The sequence below is a fragment of the Georgenia sp. Z2081 genome (assembly GCF_055326445.1).
In genome coordinates, this window is sequence record NZ_JBUZNK010000004.1 from 128,190 (window position 1) to 146,592 (window position 18,403).

General features: G+C 73.8%; 15 protein-coding genes. 5 read left to right on the forward strand and 10 right to left on the reverse strand.

Annotation, left to right across the window (positions count from 1 at the left end):
* Positions 1-31 precede the first annotated feature (31 nt).
* Together ACZLKG_RS07645 and ACZLKG_RS07650 are read right to left on the reverse strand one after the other, a co-directional pair.
* Positions 32-1,258: a tRNA (adenine-N1)-methyltransferase gene (locus ACZLKG_RS07645; protein WP_463648394.1), complete on the reverse strand. Its 1,227-nt coding sequence runs from the start codon at positions 1,256-1,258 to the stop codon at positions 32-34.
* Between the two features lie 11 nt (positions 1,259-1,269).
* On the reverse strand, positions 1,270-2,133 hold the full coding sequence (locus tag ACZLKG_RS07650) for a site-2 protease family protein (protein ID WP_463648395.1): 864 nt from the start codon (positions 2,131-2,133) through the stop codon (positions 1,270-1,272).
* An 80-nt stretch (positions 2,134-2,213) separates the two neighbouring features.
* Between ACZLKG_RS07650 and ACZLKG_RS07655 the strand changes: the two genes are divergently transcribed.
* Positions 2,214-3,065, forward strand: a complete 852-nt coding sequence (locus tag ACZLKG_RS07655; protein ID WP_463648396.1) for a RecB family exonuclease — start codon at positions 2,214-2,216, stop codon at positions 3,063-3,065.
* Positions 3,066-3,138: 73 nt separating this feature from the next.
* Here the strand turns inward: ACZLKG_RS07655 and ACZLKG_RS07660 are convergent, their stop codons facing one another.
* Positions 3,139-3,822: an HAD family hydrolase gene (locus tag ACZLKG_RS07660; RefSeq protein ID WP_463648397.1), complete on the reverse strand. Its 684-nt coding sequence runs from the start codon at positions 3,820-3,822 to the stop codon at positions 3,139-3,141.
* A gap of 48 nt (positions 3,823-3,870) precedes the next feature.
* On the opposite strand from ACZLKG_RS07660, the gene ACZLKG_RS07665 reads away from it, so the two are divergent.
* The gene (locus tag ACZLKG_RS07665; protein WP_463648398.1) at positions 3,871-4,821 is read left to right on the forward strand and encodes a PAC2 family protein; all 951 of its coding nucleotides are present in this window, start codon (positions 3,871-3,873) and stop codon (positions 4,819-4,821) included.
* Positions 4,822-4,825: 4 nt separating this feature from the next.
* On the opposite strand, the gene ACZLKG_RS07670 is transcribed toward ACZLKG_RS07665, so the two are convergent.
* From ACZLKG_RS07670 to ACZLKG_RS07680, 3 genes are all read right to left on the reverse strand, one after another.
* Positions 4,826-5,698, reverse strand: a complete 873-nt coding sequence (locus tag ACZLKG_RS07670; protein WP_463648399.1) for a VOC family protein — start codon at positions 5,696-5,698, stop codon at positions 4,826-4,828.
* Positions 5,699-5,766: 68 nt separating this feature from the next.
* Positions 5,767-7,122, reverse strand: coding sequence for a cysteine--1-D-myo-inosityl 2-amino-2-deoxy-alpha-D-glucopyranoside ligase (gene mshC / locus ACZLKG_RS07675; protein ID WP_463648400.1), 1,356 nt, complete (start codon positions 7,120-7,122; stop codon positions 5,767-5,769).
* Positions 7,123-7,243: 121 nt separating this feature from the next.
* Positions 7,244-8,107 carry an undecaprenyl-diphosphate phosphatase gene (locus tag ACZLKG_RS07680; RefSeq protein WP_425709570.1) on the reverse strand — a complete coding sequence of 288 codons (864 nt, stop codon included), beginning with the start codon at positions 8,105-8,107 and terminating at the stop codon, positions 7,244-7,246.
* A 57-nt stretch (positions 8,108-8,164) separates the two neighbouring features.
* On the opposite strand from ACZLKG_RS07680, the gene ACZLKG_RS07685 reads away from it, so the two are divergent.
* Complete coding sequence (locus tag ACZLKG_RS07685) at positions 8,165-9,133, forward strand: aldo/keto reductase (protein ID WP_463648401.1); 969 nt, start codon at positions 8,165-8,167, stop codon at positions 9,131-9,133.
* A 33-nt stretch (positions 9,134-9,166) separates the two neighbouring features.
* Here ACZLKG_RS07685 and ACZLKG_RS07690 read toward each other — a convergent pair whose 3' ends face one another.
* On the reverse strand, positions 9,167-9,466 hold the full coding sequence (locus ACZLKG_RS07690; RefSeq protein ID WP_463648402.1) for a DNA primase: 300 nt from the start codon (positions 9,464-9,466) through the stop codon (positions 9,167-9,169).
* Between the two features lie 100 nt (positions 9,467-9,566).
* Between ACZLKG_RS07690 and ACZLKG_RS07695 the strand changes: the two genes are divergently transcribed.
* Entirely contained in the window at positions 9,567-9,791 is a 225-nt protein-coding gene (locus ACZLKG_RS07695; protein ID WP_425709567.1) for a DUF5703 family protein, read from the forward strand.
* A gap of 15 nt (positions 9,792-9,806) precedes the next feature.
* Here ACZLKG_RS07695 and ACZLKG_RS07700 read toward each other — a convergent pair whose 3' ends face one another.
* Positions 9,807-11,123 carry a M20/M25/M40 family metallo-hydrolase gene (locus ACZLKG_RS07700; protein WP_463648403.1) on the reverse strand — a complete coding sequence of 439 codons (1,317 nt, stop codon included), beginning with the start codon at positions 11,121-11,123 and terminating at the stop codon, positions 9,807-9,809.
* Between the two features lie 219 nt (positions 11,124-11,342).
* Here ACZLKG_RS07700 and ACZLKG_RS07705 point away from each other — a divergent pair, with 219 nt between their 5' ends.
* Positions 11,343-14,726, forward strand: a complete 3,384-nt coding sequence (locus ACZLKG_RS07705) for a S8 family serine peptidase (RefSeq protein WP_463648404.1) — start codon at positions 11,343-11,345, stop codon at positions 14,724-14,726.
* Between the two features lie 136 nt (positions 14,727-14,862).
* Here ACZLKG_RS07705 and ACZLKG_RS07710 read toward each other — a convergent pair whose 3' ends face one another.
* The gene (locus tag ACZLKG_RS07710; protein WP_463648405.1) at positions 14,863-16,968 is read right to left on the reverse strand and encodes a M3 family metallopeptidase; all 2,106 of its coding nucleotides are present in this window, start codon (positions 16,966-16,968) and stop codon (positions 14,863-14,865) included.
* Between the two features lie 36 nt (positions 16,969-17,004).
* Complete coding sequence (locus tag ACZLKG_RS07715) at positions 17,005-18,183, reverse strand: GNAT family N-acetyltransferase (protein WP_463648406.1); 1,179 nt, start codon at positions 18,181-18,183, stop codon at positions 17,005-17,007.
* Positions 18,184-18,403: the final 220 nt, after the last annotated feature.

Here is an 18,403-nt window from a genome sequence, read left to right on the forward strand (position 1 = left end):
TGCCGAACGCGGCGATCCGCCAGGACGCGGATCACTCCTCGGGAAACGAATCGGGTCCGGACCCGGCTGCTGGCCCGGGTCCCGGCCCATGCTCGGGCTCCTGTCCGGGCGCGGCGGGCCGGGAGGCGTACCCGGACTCCTCGATCTCGGCCCGGCGACGCACGTCCCGCCCCACGCGGCGCAGCTTCTTCACGGAGATCGTCCGCTCGCCGGCGGACAGCGCGCCGGTCCAGTCGTCGCCGTCGGCCGGATCGGCCTCGTCACCGCGGCTCGCGGCGTGCTCTCCGGAGTCCACACCGACGGGCGGGGCGTGTCGCGACGTCCGCGCGGCGGGGGTCGTCGACGCACCGGCGCCGAGCGGTCCGGCGCCCTTGGCGGGCCGCCGTGTGCGCTGCGGGGGCGCCGATCCCGGAGCGAGGGCGCGCGCGGTGACGAGGAAGCCGGTGTGGGCGACCATCCGGTGGTCGGGCCGGACCGCGAGTCCCTCGACGTGCCAGCCGCGCACCATGGACTCCCACGGCCGTGGCTCGGTGAAGCGCTCGCTGGCCCGCAGGTCCTCGACCACCCGGCTCAGCTGCGTCGTCGTGGCCACGTAGGCGATGAGCAGGCCCCCGGGCGCGAGCGCGTGCGCGGCGGGAGCGATGTTCTCCCAGGGTGCGAGCATGTCGAGGACGAGCCGGTCGACGGTGCCCGCCTCGTGGGCGAGCAGGACGTCGGCGAGGTCGCCGACCGTGACGGTCCACCCGGGGTGGCGGCCCCCGAACCAGGAGTCGACGTTCGCCTCGGCGATCTCAGCGAACTCCGCGCGCCGCTCCACCGAGTGCAGGGTCCCGGACTCGCCGATCGCCGAGAGCAGCGACATGCTGAGCGCGCCCGAGCCGACCCCGGCCTCGACGACGCGCGCGCCGGGGAAGATGTCGCCCATCTGGACGATCTGCCCGGCGTCCTTGGGATAGACGACGGCCGCGCCGCGCGGCATCGACATCACGTAGTCGGCCAGCAGCGGGCGCAGGGCGAGCAGGTCGTGCCCGGTCGGGGTGCTGAGCACCGTGCCCTCGTGCCTGCCGATGAGGTCGCGGTGGTGGAACGAGCCGCGCTGGGACTGGAAGTAGCCGTCGTGGGTGAGCAGCACGGTGTGGTGGCGCCCCTTGACGTCGGTGAGCTGGACGCGCTCCCCCGCCCGCAGCGGCCCGCGCCGTGGGCCTGGGCCGCCCGGCCGGTCGGAGCGGTCGGGATCGGTCTGGGGCTCGGGGGTCACGGCCGGGAAGTCTACGTGCGCGGTCCCGGGTCGGCATCGGGGGCGGTGCCGTGGTCGCCTTCGTGGCCGGTGTGGCGGTCGGTGTCGGTGCCGGCCACGGGGCCCGGCCGCGGACCCGGCCCACCACCGGTGCCACGGCCGAGCTCGCGCCGCAGCCGACCCGCGTCGCGCACGGCCTGCGCGCCGCCGGACCAGAGGGTGGCCCCGGCGGAGGCGGCCGCGGCCACGACGATGAGGCCCGGCCATCCCCCGAACCGCACGAACAGCACGACGGCGGCGCCGACGACCACGAGCGCCAGGAGACACCCGAGCACGCCGAGGGGCCGCAGGCCGGCCAACGGCCGGCCCGTGAGGCCCTCCGCGACCTCGAGCCACAGCCGACCGCCGTCCAGCGGCAGCGCGGGCACGAGGTTGAACAGCGCGAGGACGACGTTCATCACCACGGCGACGTCGACGGCGGCCGCCCAGGGGCTGACACCCTCGACCAGCGGGGCGACCAGGAGGCCCGCGCCGGCCAGCAGGAGGTTGGCGGCCGGCCCGGCCGCGGTGACGGCCGCGGCCGCCCAGGGGCCCCGGCCGGTCCCGTCGAAGGCGGTGTGCCCACCCACGAAGGTGAGGACGAACTCCTTGGGCCGGAGCCCGACGGCGGCCCCGGTCAGGCCGTGGCCGAGCTCGTGGACGAGCACGGCGATCGAGACGGCGAGCGCCGCGAGCAGGCCCATGACGAGGCCCGACTGCTCGGGCCGGGCAAGGATCCGCCCGTAGACGAGCGCGACGACGACCACCAGCAGGAGCCAGCTCCACGTGAGCACGACCGGGGCGCCCGCGACCCGGGCGACGACGAGGCCGGGCGTCCGGCGGGGCTCGGTGTGCACCGCACCAGCCCACCACACCTTCTCCACAGGGGTGGTCCGCGGTCCGCGGCGGTGTCGGTCCCGCTGGTTAGCCTGCTCGCATGTCCTCCTCATCGGCCCCCCGCCGGGCCCCGTACCGGGCCGCGCTGTCCCCCTCGAGGGCGAAGGACTTCGAGCAGTGCCCGCTGATGTTCCGCCTGCGCGTCGTCGACCGGCTGCCGGAGCCGCCCTCGCCGGCCGCGACCCGCGGCACGGTGGTCCACTCGGTCCTCGAACGGCTCTACGACCAGCCGGCCCCCGAGCGCACCGAGCCCGTGGCGCTGGGTCTCGTGGACCAGGCGTGGCAGGACGTGCGCGAGGCGGACCCGCGCCTGACGGACCTGTTCACCTCGCCCGAGGACGCCGACGCGTGGATGCACCAGGTCCGCGCGCTCGTCTCCCAGTACTTCCGCATGGAGAACCCCCGGCGGCTCGAGCCGTCGGGACGTGAGCTGCACGTCGAGGCCGAGCTGGGCTCGGGGGTGCTGCTCCGGGGCATCGTCGACCGGCTCGACCGGGCTCCGACGGGGGCGACCCGGGTGGTCGACTACAAGACGGGGAAGTCTCCGTCGCCGCGGTTCGCGGGCGAGGCGACCTTCCAGCTGATGTTCTACGGGCTCGTGCTGTGGCGGTCGACGGGCGTGGCGCCCAGCCGGCTGCAGATCGTCTACCTCGCGGACGGCCGCACGCTGACGGTCGATCCCGAGGAGCGCGAGCTGCTGGCGGCCCAGGAGCGCATCGAGCAGATCTGGGGACGCATCGAGGAGGCGGCCCTGAGCGGCGTGTTCTCGCCCCGCCCGTCGAAGCTGTGCGGATGGTGCTCGTTCCAGGACATGTGCCCGCAGTTCGGCGGGACGCCCCCCGAGATGCCGGCGGCCGGGATCGAACGGCTGCTCACGGTGCGGCGCGCCTGAGGGCCCCTGGAGCCGGTAGGCCCGGGCGGCCGGCGGCCTCAGGCAGCCGTCGGGCTCGAACGGCCCGGCGGGCTCAGGCGGCCAGGAGGTCGACGTCCCGGCCCCGGCCGATCTCCCGGATCGTGCTCAGGTTGACGTCGGCGAGGCTGGCGGCACGCGACAGGCCGGGGGCGTGCGGGATCTCCGCCATGTGCGGGATCCCGAGGCAGCGCGCGCCCGACGCACGGGCGGCCCGCAGCCCGTTCGGCGAGTCCTCGATGGCCACGCAGCGCTCGATGTCGGCGCCCAGCAGCCGGGCGGCCAGGAGGTACCCCTCGGGATCGGGCTTGCCCCGCTCGACCCGGTCACCGGGCACGAGCACGTCGAAACCGCCGGCGAGCTCGGAGACGACCTCGGCGAACGGCGAGTAGGACGCCGTGACGAGGGCCTGCGGCACGCGCGCCTCGCGCAGCTGCTCGATGAGCTCGAACGCACCGGGACGACGCTCGACGCCCTCGTTGCGCACGTGGTCCACCACGCGGCCCACGAGCTCGTCGAGGAACGCGGCGGGCTCGAGATCGATGCCGCCCTTCTCGATCATCGTGGTGGCGGCGTCCTCGAGGTTCAGCCCCACGAGCTCGTGGGACATCTCGTCCTCCCAGCGCCCGCCGTGCTCCTCGATCAGCGTCCTCTGGTGGAGGAACCACAGCGGCTCGGAGTCGATGATGGTGCCGTCCATGTCCCACAGGACGGCCTCGGGCAGATCGGGGAGCGTCACGTCTCGACCCTACCCGGGCCGCGGGCGCCCCGACCTACGCTGGTGCGCATGCAGGACGACACGACACGGCCCGACACCGCGGCCACCGGTCCGGCCGACGACGCCGGGCACAGCCCCGACGACGGCGTCCCTCCCCCGCGCGACGGCCTCGTCGCGCTGGCCGCGTTCGACGGCTGGAACGACGCCGGCTCCGCGGCGACCTCGGCGCTGGCGTTCGTCGCCGAGGACTGGGACACCAAGACGCTCGCCGTCCTGGACCCGGAGGAGTACCACGACCTGCAGGTCAACCGGCCGCGGGTCGAGCGCGGGCCCGACGGCTCTCGGATCCTCACGTTCCCGCGCACCGAGGTGCTGCTCGCCACGTCCCCTTCCACCGGCGAGCGGCTCGTCATCGTGCGGGGGGTCGAGCCCTCCCTGCGATGGTCGCGCTACTGCGCGGAGATCCTCGACGCTCTCGAGGCGGCGGGCGTGCGGACGCTGGTCTCGGTCGGTGCACTGCTCGCCGACGTGCCGCACACGCGCCCCATCCCGGTGCAGTCCTCGTCCGACGACCCGGCGATCCAGGAGGCACTGGGCCTGTCCTCCCCGGACTACGAGGGGCCCACCGGCATCGTGGGCGTGCTCGGGGCGCTGAGCCAGGAGCGGGGCCTGAGCGCCATCGGGATGTGGGCGGCGGTGCCGCACTACGTCTCCCAGCCGCCGTCGCCGAAGGCGACGCTCGCGCTGCTGGTCGCGCTCGAGGACCTCGTCGGCATGTCGCTGCCCACACGGGACCTCGCCGAGGACGCCGCCGCGTGGCAGCGGGCCGTCGACGAGCTCGCGCAGGAGGACGACGACGTCGCGGAGTACGTCGAGATGCTCGAGGAGTCCAAGGACACCGCCGAGCTGCCGGAGGCCAGCGGCGAGGCGATCGCGCGGGAGTTCGAGCGCTATCTCCGTCGGCGCGACGGCGGGAGCCCGGACAAGGGCTCCGGCCCGCCGCCGCCGACCGGCAGGTGACGGCTCAGCCGACGAGCCGCAGGCGGTTGCCCCACGGGTCGTCGACCTCGAGGGCCGCGCCGTCGTCGTCGACCTGGTGGCCGGCCGCGCGCAGGCGCTCGGCGGCCTCGCCGACGGCCGTGGCGTCCCCGATCTCGAGGACGGACCGGCCGAGCCCGAGAGCCGGGGCGCGCAGACCCGCGCCGCGCGTCCCCCAGACGTTCATCGCCATGTGGTGGTGGTAGCCGCCGGCGGAGACGAACAGGGCCTGACCGGGGATCTCGAACGTGGCGTCGAACCCGAGGGTGTCGACGTAGAAGTCGCGCGCGGTCGCCGTGTCCCCGACCTGGAGGTGGACGTGGCCGACCGTGGCGCCCACCGGGACGCCGTGCTCGCGGTCGAGGTGCTTGTCCAGGTAGGCGTTCGGGTCGAGGAAGATCGTCGCCATCTGGACCTGGCCGTCCGTCCAGGTCCAGGCGTCGCGGGGACGGTCGATGTAAAGCTCGACCCCGTTGCCCTCCGGGTCGTCGAAGTAGAAGGCCTCGGAGACGAGGTGGTCCGAGGAGCCGGTGAAGCGGGCGCCGGCCCGCGCCAGGCGCAGGACCGCGGCCGAGAGGTCGGCCGGGGTGCTGTAGAGGATCGCCGTGTGGAACAGGCCGGCCGAGCCGCTCGGGCGCACCGGCAGGTCGGGCGCGTGGGTGATCTCGACGAGCACCCGGGCCGGCTCGTCGCCGGCGGCGGGCAGGCCGAGCCGGACGCTCGCGCGGTCCTCGCCGACGCGGACGAGGCCGGCCCCCTCCTCGTAGAAGCGGACGACGGTGTCGAGGTCCCGGACGCGCAGGCGGACGGTCCCCATGGACGTGGTGGCGGGCAGCAGCTGGGCGGAGGTCGTGGTCATACCGGCAAAACTAGTTGAAGTCTCAACTTATTCCTGCGTCCGACGCCACGACCGCGCGGAGCCTTGCGTCACACGGAGAGGTCGACCCCCAGCAGTGCGTCGACGGTGTCGCGCACGAGCGCGCCCGGCACCCGGCCCGGCTCACCACCGGTGGTCGTCGCCGCGGCGAGGACGGCCGCGGCCCACTCGTCGACGACCTCCAGCGCGCGGGGCGAGTCGAGGTCGTCGCGCAGGGCGGCGCGCACGCCGTCGAGCACGTCCCGCTCGGTCGGGGCACCGGCCGCCAGGCCCTCGGGCCCCGCCGGTACGCCCGACTCCCCGCCCTCCGCCGCGGGGGCCGTCGACGCCGCGGCCACAGCGGCCCGCCAGGTCGCAAGCCGTTCCTTGGCGGACGCCAGCACGCCGTCGGAGTACTCCCGGTCGGCCGCGTAGTGACCGGCCAGCAGCGCGAGCCGCACGGCCGCGGGCTCCTCCCCCGCGGCGACGAGCCGCGACACCAGGACGAGGTTGCCCAGCGACTTGCTCATCTTCGTGCCCTCGTAGCCCACCATCCCGCCGTGCGCGTGCAGCCGCACGGCGCCCGGACGGTCGGTGAGCACGCGCAGGTGCGACTCCGACATCTCGTGGTGCGGGAACAGCAGGTCGCTGCCGCCGCCCTGGACGTCGATCGGCAGCCCCAGGTGCGTCGCGGCGATGCACGCGCACTCGATGTGCCACCCCGGCCGCCCCTCGCCCAGGTCGGCGCCGTCCCAGGCGGGCTCGTCCGCCCGCGCCACGCGCCACAGCAGGGGGTCCAGCGCATCCTTCTTGCCGGGCCGCTCCGGGTCGCCCCCGCGCTCGCCGAACGCGGTGAGCATCTCCTCGCGGCTCATCCCGGACACGCTGCCGAATCCCGGGTCGGCGGACAGGTCCGCGTAGACGTCGCCCGGCGAGGCGGCGTCGAGGGCGTCGTCGGCCGGCACCCGGTAGGCGGCGCCGGAGGCGAGCATCCGCGACACGGCCTCGACGACGAGCGGCACGGACTCCACCGCACCCACGTAGTCGGTGGGCGGCACGACCCGTAGAGCCGTCATGTCCGAGCGGAACAGCTCGGTCTGCTCCGCGGCGAGCTCGACCCAGTCCACGCCGGTCTCCCGCGCCCGGTCGAGCAGCGGATCGTCGACGTCGGTGACGTTCTGCACGTAGCGGACGTCGACCCCGGTGTCGAGCCAGGCACGCACGAGCAGGTCGTAGCCGACGTAGGTGGCGGCGTGTCCGAGGTGGGTGGCGTCGTAGGGGGTGATGCCGCAGACGTAGAGCCGGCGCGCGCCCGGCTCCTGGGGCTCCGGCGGCGAGGTCGGCGGCAGGCCCACGGTGGGGGCGAGACGCACCTCCCCACCGCGGTCGGGAAGCTCGGGGACGACGGGGGCGGACCAGGACCTCACCGCTCGACCCTAGTTCGGATCGGGCGGGCACGGGCCGGGCCGTCCGCGCCCCGTCGAGGATCGGGCGGGAAGCGGGCCGGGCCGTCCGCGTCCCGCCCCGGGGCCGTGCCGGCAGCCGAGGTCAGGCGGTGGCCGAGATGACGCCGCCGAGGACGAGGGCGACGATCGCGACGGCGAGGACGATCCGGTAGACGACGAAGGGGAGGTACGTGCGGGTGGAGACGAGCTTGAGGAACCACACGATGACCCAGTAGCCGACGACGAACGCGACGACCGTCGCCAGGAAGGTGGCGAACAGGCTCGGCTCCCCGGGGGCCGGCGGCGCGTCGCTCAGGAGGACGTCCGAGAACAGCTTGTACATGCCGGACGCGATGACGGCCGGGATGGCGAGCAGGAACGACATCCGGGCCGCCGCCTCGCGCGTGAGGCCGAGGAACAGTCCCATCGTGATCGTCGCGCCCGATCGGGACACGCCGGGCACCAGGGCGAGGGACTGAGCGAGGCCGAGGAGGATCGCGTCCCACCACGAGAGGTGGTCCAGGCCCTTGGTCTGCTTCGCCGTGCGGTCCGCGACGAGCAGGAGCAGGCCGAACAGCGCGAGCATCGCGGCGGTGATGAACAGGTGCCGGAACGTGGTGTCGATCCACGACTCGAGCAGCAGGCCGAGGACCCCGATGGGGATCGAGCCCACGATGACGAACCAGCCCATGCGGGCGTCGGGGTCGCTCGCGGGCAGCTGCCTCTTCCACGGCCCCACCGGGAGCGCCCGGAACCAGTGCGAGACGATCCGCGCGATGTCCCTGCGGAAGTAGACGACGACCGCCGCCTCGGTGCCGAGCTGGGAGATCGCGGTGAACGCGGCGCCCGGGTCCGTCCTCGACGGCAGCAGCTCGCCGAAGATCCGGATGTGCGCGGACGACGAGATCGGCAGGAACTCCGTGAGTCCCTGCACGATCCCGAGGACGATCGTCTCCCACCATGTCACGGGGGGACACGGTATCCGCTCGCGAGGTCCGTCGGCCGGGGCGGCTACCGTGACGCCATGCGCACCTCCCGCCTCGGGGCCACGGGCCTCGCCGTGTCCGCCGTCGGCCTCGGCACCCTGACCTGGGGCCGGGACACCGACGAGCACGACGCCGCCGAGCACCTCGAGGCGTTCCTCGACGTCGGCGGGACCGTGATCGACACCGCGGCGTCGTACGCGGACGGGGCGGCCGAGGAGATCCTCGGCGCCCAGCTGGCCGAGCGCCGCGTGCGCGACGACGTCGTCGTGGTCTCCAAGGCGGGCACCCGGGTACGCGGCGGGACCGGCGTCGTGGACGCCTCCCGGGCGGCCCTGCTCACCGAGCTCGACGCGTCCCTCGTGCGGCTCGGCACGGACCGCGTGGACCTGTGGCTGGTCCAGCGCCCCGACCCCGAGACGACGCTCGAGGAGACGCTCGGGGCGCTCGACCACGCGATGCGCAGCGGCCGCGCCCGCTACGTGGGGCTCGCCAACCACCCAGCGTGGTCGACCGCGCACGCGGCGACCCTGTCCCGGACCCTCCTGCCGGCGCCGCACCTGGCCGCCGTCGAGGTGGAGCACTCGCTGCTCCAGCGCGGGACCGAGCGCGAGCTCCTGCCGGCCGCACGCGCGCTGGGCCTGGGGGTGATCGCCTGGTCCGCGCTCGGTCGCGGCGTGCTCGCCGGCCGCTACCGCTCGAGCGTGCCGCCCGCGTCGCGCGCGGCGTCGGCCCATCTGCGGGGTTTCGTCGAGCCGTACCTGGATGCGCGGTCGGCCTCGATCGCGGAGGCCGTCGCGACGGCGGCCGACGGGCTGGACGTCTCGCCGGCCGAGGTGGCGCTCGCGTGGTCGGTGCGCTCCGGCGTCGACGTCTCCCTCGTGGGGGCCTCCAGCGCCGCGCAGCTCCGGCAGACCCTCAAGGGGGCCGAGCTCGACCTCCCGGAGTCCATCGAGCGCGCGCTCGACGAGGTCAGTGCCATCCCGCTGGGCTACCCCGAGCGGCTCTGAGCCCTCCGGGCCCGCCGGTCCGGGCGCGGGGCGCTACCGGCGTTCGTCGACCTCGTCGTCGTCCTCGTCGTCGAGGTCCTCGAGGTCGTCGTCCTCGTCGTCCCCGTAGTCGTCGTAGTCGTCGTCCTCGTCGTCGTCGTAGAGATCGAACGGGAGGTCGACGCCGTACTCGGTGAACAGGGCGTCGTCGTAGGTGACGAACACCTCGGCGATCGTCGAGGCGGCCGCGACCACGCGCGGGGAGTCGGGGTCCTGGGCCGCGGCGGCGGCGAGGTGGTGCTCCTCGAGCGCCGCGACGAGGCGGTCCAGGGCTGCACGCGGGTCCGTAGCCATGAGACCGAGCCTAGCGGTGCACGCGCGAAGTGCCAGCCTGGGCCAGGATGGTGCGACCGGTCGACCCGACCGGGCACGACCGACGCACCGAGGAGGCGGCATGGCGCGAGCGGGCTCGAGGTACGCGAGCGACACCTACTACGAGTTCCGGACCATGACGATCCCGCCCGACGTGGGCCGGTCCGACGCGCGCCGCCTCATCACCGCCGAGGCCGAGTACGGCCGGTGGGAGCTCGCCCGGTCCGTCCTCTACGAGGGCGGTGCCCGCAAGATCGTGCTGCGGCGTCGGGCGATGCGGGTGGTCTCCACGCTCGCCGACCACTGACCCGGTTCGAGCTGCTCAGCTCGTCCGCACCACCCGCTCGAGCACCCGTGCGCCGAAGGTGAGCGCGTCGATGTTCACTCGCTCGTCGACGCCGTGGAACATGCCGGCGAAGTCCAGCTCGGGGTCGAGCCGCAGCGGGGCGAACCCGTAGCCCGTGATGCCGAGCCGCGACAGGGCCTTGTTGTCAGTTCCGCCCGAGAGCATGTACGGCAGCACCGACGCGTCCGGGTCCTCCTGACCGAGGGCGCCGACCATCGCGTCGACCAGGTCGCCCGAGTAGGGCACCTCGAGGCCGATGTCCGTGTGGATCTCCTCGATCCGCACCTTGTCGCCCGCGAGCTCGGCGAGCGTGGCCCGCACCTCGGCCTCGTGGCCCGGCAGCGGGCGCACGTCGAGCGAGGCGGTCGCGGAGCCCGGGACGACGTTGGCCTTGTACCCGGCGTCGAGCTGCGTGGGGTGGGCCGAGGTGCGGATCGTGGAGCCGACGAAGTTGCGCACCGACCCGAACTGCTCGACCAGCTTCTCGACGCTGTCCGGGTCCTCCGGGTCGTAGGTGGTCCCGGTGAGCTCGGCGACGCCGTCGAACAGGGCGCGCACGGTCTTGTTGAGGTGCAGGGGCCATTCGTGGCGGCCGATGCGCGCGACCGCCGCGGCGAGGTGGGCGACCGCATTGTCCTCGTTGACCTGGGAACCGTGGCCGGCGCGGCCCTGCGCCACCAGGCGCAGCCAGGCCAGCCCCTTCTCGGCGGTCTGCAGCAGGTAGACGCGCTGCCCGGCGATCTGCGCGGAGAAGCCCCCGACCTCGCTGATCGCCTCGGTCGCGCCCTCGAACACGTCGGGCCGGTGGTCGACGAGCCAGTGCGCGCCGAAGCGGCCGCCGGCCTCCTCGTCGGCGAGCAGCCCGACCACGAGGTCGCGCGGGGGCCGCCACCCGTCCCGGCCCATCGACCGGACGACCGACAGGATCATCGCGTCCATGTTCTTCATGTCGACCGCGCCGCGGCCCCACACCATGCCGTCGCGGACCTCGGCCCCGAACGGGTCGACGCTCCAGTCGTCCTTCGCCGCCGGCACGACGTCGGTGTGCCCGTGCAGGACCAGCGCCCCGCGCGTGGGGTCCTCCCCGGGGATGCGGAGCAGCACGCTGGACCGCCGCGGCGCCGACTCGATGAGCTCGGGCTCGAACCCGACCTCGGTGAGCAGGCCCATGACGAGCTCGGCGGCCTCGCGCTCGCCGGGGCCGGAGCCGTCGCCGTAGTTGGACGTGTCGATGCGGATGAGGTCGCGGCAGATCGACAGGACCTCGTCCTCGGGTGAGATGCGCTCGGTCATGCCCTCGAACCTACCCGCGACCGGCGGAACACCCCACCGTTACCGTTTCGCAACCGATCACGGTGTCCCGCTCGACCCGATCGTGGGTCTTCCCTGGTGGGGCAGGGCATGATGTGATGCGCACCGTGACGGTCGCCGACGATCGTCATCGTCTATGTACCGGAGGTTCAACGCGTGCCCACCCTGCCCTTGACCCGAGCACGACGGGGAGGTGGACGGATGTTGGGCGTGGCCGCGGCCTCCGCCGCGCTCCTGGTCGGGGCTCTCGCCGTCCCCGCCTCGGCCGACGTCGCCGAGATCGACCCGGCCGACCCGGACGCCCGCCGTTCGATGTCCGCCGACACCGCCGCCGCGCTCGCCGCGGGCTCCGAGTCGGGCGCCTGGTTCGTCGGCCTCGACCGCACCGCGACCGCCCTGGGCGGCAGCCGGGCCGGCGTCGACGCCCAGCAGGCGAACTTCCTCACCGACGCGGCCAACGAGGGCGTGTCGATCGACGTGCGCCACGAGTACTCCAGCGTCTGGAACGGCCTGTCGATCGAGGTGGCCGACTCCGACATCGACACGATCCTCGGCATGCAGGGCGTCTCGGGCGTCTGGCCCGTCGAGATCGTCGACGCGCCGGAGACGCTCCCGAACAACTCCCCCGAGATGGCCAACGCCGTCACCATGACCGGCGCGGACACCGTCTACAGCGAGCTCGGGTTCGATGGCGCGGGCGTGCACGTGGCCGTCATGGACACCGGCATCGACTACGACCACCAGGACTTCGGCGGCTCGGGCGTCCCGGACGGCGACACCTTCCCGACCGCGCGCGTGACGACCGGTCACGACTTCGTCGGCGACGACTACAACGCCGACCCGGCCTCGCCCAACTACCAGCCGATCCCCCGCCCGGACAACGACCCCGACGACTGCCAGGGCCACGGCACCCACGTCGCCGGCATCGTCGGCGCGGACGGCGACACCACCGCGGGCGGTGTCCGCGGCGTCGCCCCCGGGGTCACCCTCGGCTCCTACCGGGTGTTCGGCTGCGACGGCTCCACCGAGACCGACATCATGAACGCCGCCATGGAGCTCGCGTACGCGGACGGCGCGGACGTCCTCAACATGTCGATCGGCTCCGCCTTCGCGGGCTGGAACGACTACCCGACGTCGGTCATCGCCTCGCGCCTGCACGACCTCGGCATGGTCGTCACCGCCTCCATCGGCAACGAGGGCGAGCTCGGCCCCTGGGCCGCCGGCTCCCCCGGCAACGGTGAGAGCGTCATCGGCGTCGCGATGTACGACAACCTCGCGGTGACGGCCGACGCGCTCGAGATCGGCCCGGACGGCGAGCTCATCGGGCACATGCCCGCGACCGAGGCGCCCGAGCCGGTGCCCGGGACGACCTACACCGAGATCGCCTCGATCGGCACGCCCGGTGAGGCGTCCGCCCAGGGCTGCACCCCGCTCGAGGAGGACCACACGGGTCAGCTCGTGCTCATTCAGCGCGGCGACTGCACGTTCCACATCAAGGCGCTCAACGCTCAGGAGGCGGGCGCCGAGGCGCTCATCATCTACAACAACGCCCCGGGCCTCGCCGCCGCGACCGTCGCGGGCGACCCGGCGATCACCATCCCGGTGACGGTCGTCAGCCAGGACGACGGGATCGCCCTCGCCGAGTCCATCGGCACCGACGGCTTCTCCGTCACGGTCACGGACCAGGAGATCGAGGTCGTCAGCCCGACCGCCGGACTCATCAACGTCGGCTCCTCCTGGGGCGGCAGCGCCGAGCTCGACCTCAAGCCGAACCTCGGCGCGCCCGGCGGCTCGATCTACGCCCCGTACCCGCTCGAGTCGGGCGGCTACGCCACGCTGACCGGCACGTCGATGTCCGCCCCGCACGTCGCGGGCGCGGTCGCGCTGTACCTCGAGGCGCACCCGGGCACCGACTCGGGTCTGATCCGCGACGTCCTGCAGAACTACGCCGAGCCCGCGAACTGGAACGGCAACCCGGAGCTCGGGCTGCTCGACGCCGTGCACCGCCAGGGCGCCGGCCTCATCCAGATCGACGAGTCGATCCAGGCCGGCGTCATCGCGAGCCCGGGCCAGCTGGTCCTCGGCGAGTCCGAGCACGGTCCGTCGTCCGGCGAGGTCACCCTGACGTCGACGTCGGGCGCCGACGTCACCTACGAGATCTCCACGGTCGACGCGGTCGCGTCGACGGGCTCGTGGAACTACGGGATCTACGAGGGCGCGTCGACCTACGCCGGCCCGTCCGAGGTCACCGTCCCCGCGGGCGGCTCCGCCACGTTCTCGTACGCCATCACCCCGGACCCGGGTCTCGAGGAGCTCGGCGCGCAGTACGGCGGCTACGTCGTCCTCACCCCGACCGACGAGTCCGTGGAGCCGATCTCGCTGCCGTTCTACGGCTTCGCGGGCGACTACCAGGCGGTCAACCTCCTCGAGGACCTCGTCGAGGGCGAGGAGAACGGGACGCTCGGCCAGCTCGTCGAGTGCGAGCGGTTCGTCGGCGGCGAGTGCCAGGCCGGCGCGACGTTCGAGCCCGTCGAGGCGGGCGGCACGTTCAGCCTCGAGCTGCTCGACCAGCCCGCGGCCGTCTGGGCGCTCGAGCACAGCGCCCAGGAGCTCACCCTGCGCGTCTACCCGGCCGACCAGGCAGGCGCCCGCACGGGCGGCGGCATCGTCCGCACCGAGCAGACGGTCGGCCTCTCCCCCGGGATCGACCTGTGGACCTGGGACGGCACCGTCCTGACCGACGACCGGACGGGCCGCGTGGCCCTGCCGGACGGCGACTACGTCTTCGAGCTCACCGCGGTCGCCCCGCTGGGCTCGGAGGAGGCCGGTGAGTTCGAGCGGTGGACGTCCGGTGCGTTCACGATCGACCGCGGCGGCGACGACGTGCCGCCGCCCACCAGCGGCCCGGTGTCGACGTTCTTCACGGCGAACACCTGGGCGGACGGTCCCGCCGAGTACACCTACGAGTTCGGACGTCCGGACGACGAGGTGCTCGTGGGTGACTGGGACGGCGACGGCGTCGACACGATCTCCGTGCGCCGCGGGAACCGGTACCTCATCAACAACGACGCCCGAGGCAACGCCGCGGTGGACGAGATCCACTACGGCCGCGCGGACGACGTCGTGCTCGTGGGTGACTGGGACGGCGACGGCTTCGACACCTTCACGGTGCGTCGTGGCGCCCAGTACTTCGTCAGCAACACGATGCAGACGGGCTGGGCCGACGCCGAGGTGACCTACGGTCGCGCCGGTGACGACGTCATCGTGGGCGACTTCGACGGCGACCGGACCGACTCGCTGACCGTGCGCCGTGGCAACACGTACTTCGTGGCCAACACGGTGCGCGACGGCTGGGCGGACTCGGTGTTCACCTACGGTCGCGCGGGCGACGAGATCTACGTGGGTGACTGGGACGGCGACGAGATCGACACGCTCGCCGTGCGCCGCGGGAACGAGTACTTCCTGCGCAACTCGCTGACCGACGGCTGGGCGGAGCAGACCATCCGCTACGGGCGTGCGAACGACGTCGTCCACGTGGGCGACTGGGACGGCAACGGGACCGACACCCTGACGGTCCAGCGCTGATCCGCTGAACGAGCGAAGGGCCCCGCCGACAGGCGGGGCCCTTCGTCGTCGGTCGTCGAGCGTGCGGTTCGTCGACCTCGAGCGTGCGGTTCGTCGACCTCGAGCGTGCGGTTCGTCGACCTCGAGCGTGCGGGTGTCAGTCGTCCAGGCCGCGACGGGCAAGCAGCGGCTCGATGGACGGCGTGCGGCCCAGGAGCGTCTCGACGGATGCCAGCGGGTCGCGGGAGTTGCCGCGCGAGAGCAGCTCGTCGCGGAACGTCTCGCCGGCCGCGCGCGTGAGCCCGAGGTTGCCCGCGTCGTGGGCGCGGAACCAGTTGACGGTCTCGGCGTCGAGCACCTCGGACCAGATGTAGGCGTAGTAGCTCGCGTCGTACCCGCCGCCGAACGAATGGTTGAGGTACGTGGTGCGGTACCTCGGCGGGATCCGCGGGTCGGTGAGTCCGGCGTCGGCGAGGGCCGCGGCCTCGAAGGGCAGGACCCCCGCGTCGTCCGCGGGCACCTCGTCCGGGCCGATGCGGTGCCAGGCCTGGTCCACGAGCGCGGCGCCGAGGTACTCGGACGTCGCGAAGCCCTGGCCGTAGGCGCCCATCGACCGCAGCCGCCCGGCGGTCGCCTCCGGGAGCGGCTCGCCGGTGACGTGGTGGCGGGCGAAGGACGCCAGCACCTCCGGGTGCTCCATCCACTGCTCGTTGACCTGTGAGGGGTACTCGACGAAGTCCCGCGGCAGGGCCGTCCCGGCGAAGCCCGGGTAGCGCGCGGAGGTGAGCAGCGAGTGCAGCGTGTGCCCGAACTCGTGGAAGAGGGTCCGCACCTCGTCCCACACGAGCAGCGTCGGCTCCCCCGCCGGCGGCCGCGTGATGTTGGCGTTGTTGACGACGACCGGCGCCTTCCCGGTCAGCGTCGACGCGGTGACGAGGTCGTGCATCCACGCACCGCCCCGCTTGTGCTCGCGGGCGTAGAAGTCGCCGACGAACAGGCCCAGCGGCGTGCCGTCCTCCTCGCGGACCTCCCACACGCGCACGCCGTCGGCGTAGCCCTCGATGTCGGGGCGCTCGGTGAAGGTGAGGCCGTACAGGCGTCCGGCGGCGAGGAACACGCCGCGCTCCAGCACGGAGTCCAGCTCGAGGTAGGGGCGCAGGACCGCGTCGTCGACGTCGAACCGCTGGGTCCGCAGCCGCTCGGCGTAGTAGGACCAGTCGCCCGCCGCGAGCTCGCCGGCGTCGGCCGGCCGCTGAGGGTCGGCGGCCGCGAGCGCCGCGAGGTCCTCGGCCTCCCGGGCGGCGTTGCGCACCGCGGGGCGCGCGAGGCGGCCGAGCATGGCGGTGATCGCGTCGGAGTCCGGGGCGGTGGCCCCGCGGGCGACGATCTCCGCGTGGTGCTCAGCCCCGAGCAGGCGGGCGCGCTCGGCGCGGGCGCGCGCGATCGCCCGCACGAGGGCACGGGTGTCGGTCGCGGGGTCCGTGCCGGTCCCGCGCGTCACGGACCGGGCGAGCACCTCGGCGCGCGTGGCCGGGTCCGTGAGCTCGGTGAGCAGGGGCTGCTGGCTGGGCAGCACGTAGGTGACGAGGTGCTCGGCGCCGTCGGCCGCGGCGGGCCGGGCCGCGGCCGACTCCGCGAGGGTCCGGCGGCGCGACTCGTCGAGGCCGGCGAGCGCCGCCTCGTCGCGCACCGGCAGCGCGGCGGCGGCCATGCCCGCGGCGGCCCGGTTGCGGAAGTCGGTCGTCAGCTCGGCGATCTCGGCGTTGAGGGCACGCAGCCGGGCGGTCCCGGCCTCGTCCAGGCCGACGCCGCGACGCTCGAACCCGCGCACGTACTCGTCGACCGCCCAGGCGTCCTGCTCGTCGAGGCCCCCCGCGGACTGCAGCACCCGGAAGCGGTCGTAGAGGCGCGCGTCCAACCAGAAGGCGTCGCCGTGCGCGGAGGACTCCGGGGCGTTCTCGGCGGAGATCGCGTCGTACTCAGGGCCGCCGACGGAGCCGGCGAGCGTCGACAGGACGACGGCCGCGCGAGTGAGCAGCTCGCCCGAGCGCTCGAGCGCCACGAGCGTGTTCTCCACCGTGGGCTCCTGCGGGTCCGACGCGACGGACTCCCACTCGGCGCGCTGGGCCGCCCGGCCCGCGCGAAGCGCCGGAAGCAGGTGCTCGGGCCTGATCGCGCCGAACTCGGGCATCCCGAACGGGAGCGGCGAGGGTCGGGAGAACGGGTTGTCGTCGGGCAGAGTCACGGCGTCGGGGCTGGTCATCGGACCATGGTGGCACTGCTCCGCGGGTGCGTGTCGTCAGCCGGTCAGGCGTTCCCGGCGCAGCACGCCGTCGACGTCGGGCGGGAAGTATCCCGGGCCCTTGAGCACCTTGCCGTCCGCGCGGTAGATCGGGCGGCCGTCCCCGCCGAGCTTGGACAGGTTGGAGGCCTGGATCTCGCGGAGCACCGCGGGCAGCGGGATGCCGCACTCGAGCGCCATCCCGTAGGCGACGTAGACGAGGTCCCCGAGGGCGTCCGCCACCTCGACCGTGTCCCGGGTGCCGTCGTCGGCCCCGACCGCGCGGGCGAACGCCTCGGTCATGATCTGCTCGGCGCGCTCGCCGTAGACGGCCCCGACGAGCTCGGCCGCCTCCTCGACGACGAGGCCGGTGCGCATGTGGACGCGCTCGACGTCGGCCTCGGGACCGGTCGTGACGACCGGCAGGTCGTAGGTGGCGTGGAACTGGCGCACCAGCGCCTCCGGGTCGCGCGGGTCGGGCATCGCCGGGACCCGGGGCGGCGAGGTGTCCTCGCCCGCGCCTGCGTCCGCGTCCGACTGGGCTTCTCGCCCCCCGGCGCCTGCCGCATCGTCCGCGCCGGCATCGCCGAGGTCGGACGGGTCGTCGCCGCTCTCGCGGGCCGGGCCGTCCCAGGGCGCCGCCGGCTCGCGCGGGTCCGTGGCGAGGAGTGTGGCGCGAAGACCGTCGTGGAGCACGCCCTTGTTGGGGAAGGCGGCGCGAGACACACCCTCGGCGCGGAACCCGAGCCGCCACGCGACGCGCCACGAGTCCCAGTTGGGCTCGCCGTCGTGGATCTCCGCGGACCACCCGGCGGCCGCGACCCCCCGGGCGAAGAGCTCGTCGAGGACGAGGTCGAGCGCCCGCGCCAGCAGCCCGCGCCCGCGGCCGGCCGGCGCCATCCAGTAGCCGATCTCGGTGCGGGCACCCGCTCGGACGGGGCCGCAGGAGACGACACCCACGAGCGTCGGACCGTCCGGACCGAGCTCCCGGACCGCCCAGTGGGGCGTGTCGAGCTCCCAGCCGCGGACGGAGACGTCACGCACGAACGTCTCGGCGTCGCGCAGGCGGTACGGCGAGGGGACGGTGGTCCACTCCTGGATCGCCGGGTCCTGGCAGGCCCCGAGGACCGCGTCGACGTCCTTCTCGGTGGGCACGGAGAGCTCGACGACGCCGTCGGTCAGGGTGAAGGGCTCCATGCCGCGATGGTAGGTGGCCCGCGCGGGTCGTCCGCGCGGGCGACGAACGCTGAACGATGAACGACCAATGAGAAGAAGCGGAAGAAACACCCGACCGCCATGATCACTCACGTCGTTTATGTCCGGAATGCACACCGAACGATTACCGCATCAATGTCTTTCTTAATACGTGTCGTGGTTATGCTCCTCGAAAGCCGTTGAATGGCCGGGGAGGGTGGAC